The sequence below is a fragment of the Pseudoalteromonas sp. CO342X genome, assembly GCF_004208915.1.
Taxonomy (GTDB): domain Bacteria; phylum Pseudomonadota; class Gammaproteobacteria; order Enterobacterales; family Alteromonadaceae; genus Pseudoalteromonas; species Pseudoalteromonas maricaloris.
In genome coordinates this window covers 1-1,321 of record NZ_SGPH01000058.1, presented here as the reverse complement: position 1 = coordinate 1,321, position 1,321 = coordinate 1, and the positions used below count along the sequence as shown (strand labels likewise).

The window sequence follows — 1,321 nt, the reverse complement described above, 5'->3', positions numbered from 1 at the left end:
GGCTCAGGCAAAGCATGGCGGTCAAGTTTACCGTTGACCGTTAACGGCAAAGCCTCAAGAACAACAAAAGCCGCCGGCACCATATAATCAGGCAGCGCCTTACACAGCTGTTCACGCACCGCCTCGATAAAGGCTGCTTCATCCTTCAGGCTCTCACCCGGGACCAGGTAGGCCACCAAGCGGTTGTCATTATTTCCTGCTTCGCGGGCAAGCACCGCTGCTTCCCTGACTCCTGCATCTCCCACCAAGCACTGTTCTATTTCACCCAGCTCGATACGTAAACCACGCACCTTCACCTGATGGTCGATACGGCCAATAAATTCCAACTCCCCATCTGCCCGCCAGCGCACTAAGTCGCCACTGCGGTATAAACGCCGGCAGCTGTTGCTGTCCTTAGCGTCAAAATAAGGGTTGGCCACAAATTTCTCCGCTGTCAGCTCATCTCTGTTCAGGTAGCCGCGGGCAACACCCGCCCCCCCGATATAAAGCTCACCCACCACTCCAGTCGGCACCAGCTGCTGGCGACTGTCCATCACATAGAACTGGGTATTGGCCACAGGCTTGCCGATATGAGGCATCACTTCCCCGTCAATTACAGCATAAGAGGCATTAATGGTCGTTTCAGTCGGGCCGTATAGATTCAGCGCTTGGCGGTCATGACGAGCCCCGTAGGCCGCTACCCTGTCCCATAACGCTTTACCTAACGCTTCCCCGCCTATCATCAGGTGCAAATGGCCCCTATCTCCCTGCTCCAAGCAATCCAGCATCACCGGAACCAGTGCCGGTGTCAGGTTCAATACTTGAATATCATGTTGCGCCGTCAGAGCTAGCAGTTGCGACGGTTCCAAGGCTTCTCGCTCACTTGCAACCACTAGGGTATTGCCTGAGCACAGGGCTAGAATCCCTTTAACCGAGGCATCAAAAGCAAAGCTGCCGTGCCACAACCAGTTGCTCTTTTGCGCATCCAGCTGTTCAAGCTGATGTTCAAAAACCTGGCGGAAGTTCAACAAATTCCTTTGCTCGATAACTACCCCTTTAGGCCGCCCAGTTGAACCTGAGGTATAAATCATATAGACAGCGCTCTTAGGCCCCACATCACCAATAATCTCTGGATTGTCTTGTGCCTGCTCGGCAAAGATATCCTCTTTATCCAGATAAAGGGTCTCTACAGCCTGCTCCTGAGGCAGTGTCAGCCATGATTGGCTTAGAACCAATTTGACGCCGCTGTCCCTAAGCATATAGGTCAGTCGTGCCTGCGGATAAGCCGGGTCAAGCGGCACATAGGCCCCACCAGCTTTGAGGATCCCCAGAATGCCTACCA

General features: G+C 53.7%; 1 protein-coding gene. It reads right to left on the bottom strand.

What is annotated here, in order from left to right:
- Positions 1-1,321, bottom strand: a 1,321-nt coding sequence (locus tag EXT47_RS23605; protein WP_130127744.1) for an amino acid adenylation domain-containing protein, incomplete at both ends; no start/stop codon positions are given.